This is a genomic window from Arthrobacter sp. H35-D1, from assembly GCF_030063185.1.
In the GTDB taxonomy this organism is placed as follows: Bacteria; Actinomycetota; Actinomycetes; order Actinomycetales; family Micrococcaceae; genus Specibacter.
In genome coordinates, this window is sequence record NZ_JASISP010000044.1 from 1 (window position 1) to 7,941 (window position 7,941).

The 7,941-nt window shown below is 56.6% G+C and carries 5 protein-coding genes; 3 read left to right on the forward strand and 2 right to left on the reverse strand.

The window, feature by feature from the left end; genetic code table 11:
• Positions 1–286: 286 nt before the first annotated feature.
• Together QMG25_RS19895 and QMG25_RS19900 are read right to left on the reverse strand one after the other, a co-directional pair.
• Positions 287–1,753: a trimethylamine monooxygenase gene (locus QMG25_RS19895; RefSeq protein ID WP_283462828.1), complete on the reverse strand. Its 1,467-nt coding sequence runs from the start codon at positions 1,751–1,753 to the stop codon at positions 287–289.
• Positions 1,754–2,297: 544 nt separating this feature from the next.
• A complete protein-coding gene (locus QMG25_RS19900; RefSeq protein WP_283462829.1) occupies positions 2,298–2,672 on the reverse strand; it encodes a cupin domain-containing protein in 375 nt (124 codons plus the stop codon).
• 444 nt (positions 2,673–3,116) lie between these two features.
• Between QMG25_RS19900 and QMG25_RS19905 the strand changes: the two genes are divergently transcribed.
• The 3 genes from QMG25_RS19905 (at position 3,117) to pgi (ending at position 7,388) form a co-directional block, all read left to right on the forward strand.
• Positions 3,117–3,527: a cupin domain-containing protein gene (locus tag QMG25_RS19905; protein WP_283462830.1), complete on the forward strand. Its 411-nt coding sequence runs from the start codon at positions 3,117–3,119 to the stop codon at positions 3,525–3,527.
• 335 nt (positions 3,528–3,862) lie between these two features.
• Positions 3,863–5,350 (forward strand): APC family permease, encoded by a 1,488-nt coding sequence (locus tag QMG25_RS19910; RefSeq protein ID WP_283462831.1) that lies wholly within the window; start codon positions 3,863–3,865, stop codon positions 5,348–5,350.
• A gap of 346 nt (positions 5,351–5,696) precedes the next feature.
• Positions 5,697–7,388 (forward strand): glucose-6-phosphate isomerase, encoded by a 1,692-nt coding sequence (pgi, locus tag QMG25_RS19915; RefSeq protein WP_283462832.1) that lies wholly within the window; start codon positions 5,697–5,699, stop codon positions 7,386–7,388.
• The last annotated feature ends 553 nt before the right edge of the window (positions 7,389–7,941 follow it).

Consider the following 7,941-nt stretch of genomic DNA (forward strand, 5'->3'; position numbering starts at 1 on the left):
TTAGAATCGCCGACACCGCCATGGCAGCCCTGCCCATCACCCGACACGAATTCCACGGCGAATGGAACTACACCCTCAACCCCAACAAAGCACCATAACCCCGTGTTAAAAACTGGCAGTCCCTTAGCAGCGGAATCAGCCATTTTTCCTCTGGATCTTTGGCCTTCAAGAATGCCGGCACCGCCGCCCGGTATGTCCAGACGGCGGCAATGTCATAGGCGAGAGACCCCCGGGGTCTGTCCGGAAATTGAGCAGCCGCTCCTCGCCTCCAATCGCCGTAGGGATCTTACGGGACGGAAGTATTCGCGTGAAGGTTCGAGGATGGTCCTGCACCGGAACCTACTACGTTTTCCTGTCGGCCGCGGCGTCTGTCGGTGAGTCCGGCAGACTCTCCGGTCGCCACGTCTTGGGAGGGGCCATGCAGGTATCGTTCCAAAGTGTCATCCAAAGCGTTGAGCCAGAGTGTGTGGTGCTTGACCGACACTGTCCCGGTAATCACGGAGCGGTGGATGGCGTCGCGGTAGCCCAGGATATCGGTGTGCTTGTTGTACATCCAGTCCTTGAATAGCTGGGAGACGGCGTCCAGGTCGAAGGCGGGGTAATCGGTGGCTTCGATCAGCTCGCGTAGGTAGTCGGTTTGGAAATCGGCCTCAGCGTCGTGGTCTGTCAGTCCGCTTTGGCGCTCGAGCCAGAGCTGGATGTCTGCTTCACGTTGGGCCGGTGAGGGCATCTCGATTGCCCCGGTCATGACGTCGCGGGCGAACCAGGCCTGGGCGTCGAACATGTTGAAGGTGTAGTACTGGTCTTGGGCGCCCAGGTAGAACAGGTTCGTGTTCTGTTGCCACACCACACCCTTGTATAGGTTGCCTGGGTAGAGCACGTTGGGTGATTTCAGCGAGAGCTCGCTGGGCAGGAAGGGGTACTTGTGCTGGTATCCGGTGCATAGTACGACGACGTCAAAGTCATCTTGGGTGCCGTCACTAAAGTGCGCGGTGTTGCCTTCGAAGTGAGTGACGAGGGGGCGCTCCACTGTGTTCCAGGGCCAGTCGTAGCCCATGGGCGCCGTGCGGTAGCTTAGGGTGATGGAGGAGGCACCCATTTTGTGAGCTTGCATGCCGATGTCCTCGGCGGAGTAGCTGCTGCCGATCATGAGTAGGCGCTTGCCGGCAAAACGCTCGGCGCCGCGGAAATCGTGGGCGTGCAGAACCTCACCGGGGAAGGTTTTGATGCCCTTGAACTCGGGTACTGCCGGGACCGAGAAGTGACCGGTGGAGACTACGAGTTTGTCAAACACGTGAGTCTTAGTGAGGTTCGTTTTGAGGTCTTCCACCGTGAGGGTGAATTCCTGGGTTTCCTCGTTGTAGCTGGTGTGGCGTGCCACGGTGTTGAAACGGACGTATTTGCGGACGTCGGACTTTTCCACACGGCCCTTGATGTAGTCAAAGAGGACCTCCCGGGGCGGGAAAGACGAGATCGCGCGGCCGAAGTGTTCGTCAAAGGAATAGTCCGCGAACTCCAGGCATTCTTTGGGCCCATTAGACCACAGATGCCGGTACATGCTGGAGTGGACGGGTTCACCGTGGGAATCCAGACCGATTCGCCAGCTGTTGTTCCACTGTCCGCCCCAGTCGTCCTGTTTTTCAAAGCACATGATTTCGGGAATGGCGGCTCCTTTTTGGCGTGCCGATTCGAACGCCCTCAGTTGCGCCATGCCGCTGGGGCCCGCACCAATGATTCCAACTCGTAGTCCCATGCTGTTCTCCTTGTGTCATTAGATCTTTGGGCCGCGGATGTGCGACGCCGTGAATTGCGGTACGTGTCCGGCCAACGACTATGCGGATACTGCCTTGTGGTAACGTTTTGCTTCAGGCTCGCCCGCGGCACCTCTGAGTTCGGTCAGTAAGTGACCCAACCGCAAGTTCTCCTGAAGCGTGCCGACACGGCAGGCAAGGTGGCCAGTGATGGCTTTCGAGGTTGCCCGCTAGTGGAGGGATAGGCGGATTGCGTCCCTATCCGGTCGGCCATATCCCGCGGATGCGGCCGACCGTACGTCTGCCAGCGCGCCTGTGAGGACGAATGGGATCCCGACGCACGAACTTGCGATCGCATCCCCTGCCTCCGAGAGGCTTTCAGGTTTTGCGTGTGTGAAGCAGAGGTCCCGCGGCGGGTTTAACGTCGTCGTAATCCACAGCGCCGGGTTTACCCCCTCGTACGATGTCCAGGAATCCTGCGGAAACCTCGTTCGCAGCCGGGGCTTTCTGCCCGCGGCTACGAACCGGCTCTCCTAATGATCTTGGTTAGGACATGGAGCCGTGGGCGGTGAAGAAGCCTAGGCCGTAGTCGGGGGTTTCGAAGGTGATTTGTGATCCGGCGGGGAAGAAGAGGACGTCGCGTTCCTTGGCGTGGGTTACTTCTCCTGTGACTCGGTCGGTGAGTTTGAATTCGCCCTTGATGACGACTTTCATTTCATCGCATTCGTAGGTGTAGATCAGGGGTTCGGAGGCTTTGAGTTCGAAGAATCCCGAGCTCATCACTGATCCGTTGGGGTGGGTGAGGGAGTCACCGATGAAAGCGTCGACGCCGGGGATGTTCATGGAGGGAAGTCCGATGAAGCCGTTTTCCACCTTGTGAATCGCGCCGGTCTTGGTGGGTGTTCCGAGAACAGTTTCCATTGTTTTCTCCTAAGTAAGCGTGTTGCGTTTGTATGATTCATCGTTGGATACATACGACAGACGAGTTTGCCCTAAAGATCGAGCCGAAATCCGGGCTCGAACCCTGGGAAGGAACCACTGGAACCACTGCACCCCCTACATCCTCTAGTTGCCAGAAGCGGGCCGAGTTGCAGCGATATGATCCAGGTCACTTTTCGTCGTTCCACAAACTTTTACATGATCAAGCGTGCAAGTCAACCGTTCAAGAGAGAAATTTTATTTCGTCGGTTTCCTGCTGCGGCAGATGAAATAGATGCAACATTTTCCTCCCAGACCATTGACTTGAACACATGACCTAACGCAGTATTGACCAAACAGTGACTCATGTCACGTTGGCGCAAGGTGACGCAAATACACCAATTCAAACCGCGCCGTAAATTTCCGACTAAGGAAACGGTTAAAGCCATGACGACTGACACCACTCAATCCCTGATAGACACATCGGGGGAAGCGATCGATTTCTGGCCAGCAAAACCATTGAAGCCCCTGGGGAGCGACTACGGGAGCTTGCGCTGCAGATTCATCAATGATCATCCAGAAGACCGCTGGAATGACTTCATTCTCTCCGAGTGGGAACTAAAGGCCTGCGCCTGGGAAGACTTTCACCCCCATAGCGAGACTGCCTACGTACTGGAAGGCGAACTCCATATCGAGAGCGACGGCAAGACTGTCATCCTGAAACCGGGCGACTCAGCGCGTGTCAATCCCGGCCGGCTGGGCCGGTACTGGGCACCTGTCTACGCCCGGATGGTCACCATTTACGGTCCCAACCCTGACGGTCTGGAGTCGCACTCTTTCCGTTACGAAGATCTCTAGACCTCGCTATACTCCACTGCCGTGCGACACGTTATAGGTCTCTCATGATCTGAACGGGCTGTGGCCCCCGAAGCGCACGGCCACCAGCAGAGCACAGCCGCCTCGCCTTCCCGCCCGATGGACGGCGACGCCCGGCGCCCTCTGTACTCAACTTTTCCGTGGCCAGCTCCACCTAATGAACATTGCGTTCCTGCACAGCAGTGGCAACGCAAACCTCTACATCTTGCCGGCAGCAGTTTCGTGATGTTTCGTACTGCCGTTTTGAAAGATCCATGTAATCCAGTCCCAAAGCGGGACAAAATCAGACGACTCCAAAATACTCGAGGGAGAGTGTTATGAGCAGTAAAAATAGTGTTGTGAGTGAAAAGCTTCCGCCTGGAGACGGTCACTTGGAAAGATCGATCAACTGGAAACAAGGCCTGGCCATCGCGCTGGGCGTGCCCCTGCTGATCTTGCCGTCCTTGGGCTACATCCCGCTGTACCTCTCTGCCGCAGCCATTCTTATTTGGGGCTTGTCGGTTCTTCAGGGTTTCATGCAGAACACCGCATACGCTGAAATGGCCACCACTTTCCCGAAGGCTTCTGGTCTGCCAGGATTCGCCCAACATGTCTTTCGCACTGAAAATTATCAGGGTAAGTATGACAAAGGCAAGCTGATCGGCGGCTTCAGCGCCTGGAGTTACTGGTTTGCTTGGAACCCGGTATTGGCTATCTTTGCCATCCTCGTCGGCGGCTACCTCCACGGGCTCTTTCCGGTGCTCGGAGAGACCTTTAGCGAGTTTCAGCTCGCATTCATCTCCGGTGCGGTGATTTTCGGCGGTTTGTTTGTGGTCAATTGGTTCGGCCTGAAAGAAGGTGCGATCCTAGGCTACATTCTGGCGGCTATATCTCTCATTCCGCTGATTGTCCTCGCAGTGGCGCCTTTTGCCACCGGACACGTTGAGCTGGCCAATATCACCGGCAGCTGGTGGCCCTCTGACTGGGCCTGGGATCTGCACCATGTCCTCATTCTCTTTGGCATCTTCGCGATTGCACAGTGGAGCGCCTGTGGCTGGGAAACAGCAGCAATCTACGGCCCCGAGTACAAAAACCCGTCCAAGGATATTCCTAAAGCACTGTATTCCTGCGGCATCATCTGCTTCTTCGCGTACATTCTGGTGCAAGCCGCCGTCATAGGCGTCCTTGGTGTTGACGGTGTGATTGCCGAACCCATATCACCGCTGATTCCCGTCGCCCAGGCTGTCTTCGGCCAAGCCGGATCCATCATCGCCATCATCATGTTGATCGCCGCCATGGTCCTGATCATTCAAACCGCTTACCTAGGTTCTTCCCGCGCCATGCACTCCATGGCCACGGAAGGCAACCTGCCAAGGGTCTTCGGCAAAACCAATCGCCACGGAACACCGTTCGTTGCCATGATCGTCACCGCAGCGTTTAACCTCGTTCTGATTTCCATGGGATCCCTCACGGCAATCCTTGCCGCCGCAGCAATCGGCTACACCTGCGCCAACGGCATCAGCCTGTTCGCCTACGTCAAAGCCAAAAAACACCCCTCCTTCGCGAACCTGGAACGACCCTTCAAAGCACCCAAAGGCTGGAAAAACGTCGCCATCATCTTTGGCCTGTTCAACCTTCCCTTCTGCGTGATCGGTGTGGTCTACCTCAACAGCCTCGAAATCGGCTGGGCACCAACCCTGCTTGGCTTCATCGTCTTGGCGCTCTACATCCCCATCTGGCTCTACTCCCAACACGAATCCCGACGCAACAACAACAACAACAACGACAACGACAACGACAACGCAGACCAGCATAGTTACAGCTAATGAGACGATCGGAAGTGCCGCCTCAACCAAAGTAAAACGCCAGGCCGTCTCCCGGTCACTCGGCGGATCGTTACAAGCGAGTTCTTGGACGAGGGGGGCGATGTTGATCTTTCCCAGCTTGCTATAGGGGCCGGTACCACGGCCCGACTACCCAAGCTGACAGTCCCGGCAATGCATTCATTGCCGGGACTTGGCGTTGACTTTAAAGAGGTGAGTTTTGCGGCCCTTTGCTTCAGACCGCAATCTGGTGAAGCGATCAGATCACTCTTGATAGGGGAACTGGCATCCCTGACAGAAGTGTTCCCAGAATTTTAGTCAGTCCGACATACGAGCAGGAGTAAAAACAATGTTGACGTTAGTAACGGAAAGCAGTAAACAGGCAGGCCCCGCCGAATTAAGGAACGAAGCATGGAGCCGCAGAGACCTCCCTGCTTGGCAGAAGCTGGAACAGCACGCGAGCCAGATGCGCGAGACCACTTTAGGGGAACTCTTCAATACCGACCCGGGCCGTGCCAGCACGTTTGCTATCGAGGACCTCGGGATGTACGCCGACTTCTCCAAGAACCGGATCAACACTGAAACGTTGGCACTACTGGTGAAACTAGCTGAACAATGCGGACTGGAAGAAAAGATTACCGCCATGTTCAACGGACAGAAAATCAACGTCTCCGAGGACCGTGCCGTACTACACACCGCGCTGCGAGCCCCCCGTGAGGTCACCATCGAAGTCGACGGCCAGAACGTGGTGCCAGAAGTCCACGAAGTGCTGGAGAAGATGGCACACTTCGCCACAGCAGTGCGCAGTGGTCAGTGGAGGGGACATACTGGTGATCCCATCCGCAACATCATCAACATCGGCATCGGCGGATCGGATCTCGGCCCGCGGATGGCCTATCATGCTCTACGCCAATTCAGCGACCGCAAACTGCGGCTGGAATTCATTTCCAACATTGACGGGGCCGAATTTGCCGAAGCGACCCACGGTCTGGACCCGGCCGAGACGCTGTTCATAGTCAGCTCGAAAAGTTGGCGCACTCTAGAGGCACTGACCAATGCCACCACCGCGCGGGAATGGACACTAGCAGCGTTCGATGGCGACACCACCGCGATCGCCAGCCATTTCGTCGCCGTATCCACCAACACCGACGGGGTCACGGAGTTTGGCATCGACCCCTCGAACATGTTCGTTTTCTGGGACTGGGTCGGCGGACGGTATTCCCTCGATTCTGCAGTCGGGCTCTCCTTGATGGTCGCGATCGGACCCGAAAACTTCACCGAGATGCTAGGTGGATTCCACGACGTTGACGAGCACTTTCGCACCACGCCGCTGGAACGCAATATTCCGGCCCTCATGGGACTGATCTCCGTGTGGTATAACAATTTTATGGGTGCACAATCCCAGGCCATACTCCCCTACAGCCACTACCTGACCCATCTACCAGCCTATTTACAACAACTGGAGATGGAAAGCAACGGCAAACACGTCACCCTCGGTGGCACCCAAGTGGACTACCAGACCGGTCAAATCATCTGGGGACAACCAGGCACCAACGGCCAGCACGCGTTCTACCAACTCCTCCACCAAGGAACCAAGCTGATCCCGTGTGACTTCATCGCCGTTATCGAGCCGCTCAGCGAACTAGAGCACCAACACGACCTGTTGACGGCTAACATATTTGCCCAAACCGAGGGACTCGCCTTTGGCCGATCCGCGCAGGAACTGCGCGACACCGGCTCGCCCGAAGAACAAATCCCCCACCGCCACTGCAAGGGAAACCAACCCACCACCACCTTGCTACTAGACCGGCTGGATCCACGCAGCCTAGGATCCCTGATCGCCGTTTACGAGCACAAAGTATTCACCCAAGGCGTTATCTGGGACGTGGACTCGTTCGACCAATGGGGTGTGGAACTAGGCAAGCTCCTCGCAGACACCATTATCGATGAACTAACTGCAGATGATGCCCAGCCCATGGACCATGACTGCTCCACCACCGAACTCATCCGCCGCTACCGCACCGGCCGCAGCCGCAAGTAAATCCGCTAGAACTCGCCCATGCCGTTTACTTTGTGATTTTTCGTGTTCGTTTCAGTGGCCAGTTGGACATTCTACGTTCGACGGCGCGGGGGACGGCGCATTGCCGGAGGGGTGGCAGAAGATCATGACGGCTCCGGCGAGTTTATGAGGGGGAAAAGCCGGCCGCCCGGCAATGGATCGCCGAGCGGCCCGGAAAACACGTGTGAAGGAAATACTCAAAGGGATCTTCATCGAAGTCTGCCGAGACCGTGCTGATCGGAGACCGGATCACGTAGTGGGCGCAGAAGTAGCTGCAGATTTCTTGGGGCACCCCGTCGGTCGTTTTAGAAGGCAACACCACACCAGGTCCGCGCTGTTGGGTTGTAGGTTCCGCGAAACTGGACTCTGTTTCCCACCGACGTGTCTAGATGACTAGTTCCAGGGGGGTTAGTGGCAATGCCGTTCGGTTAGGCCGTGGTGTTTGATGTCAAGTCGGCGTGTCTAGTGCGGAATGAGGTGTGGCTCCTGTTTGAGTAGTTCGGTCCACCAAGACTGATCTACTCCAACGGGAGCC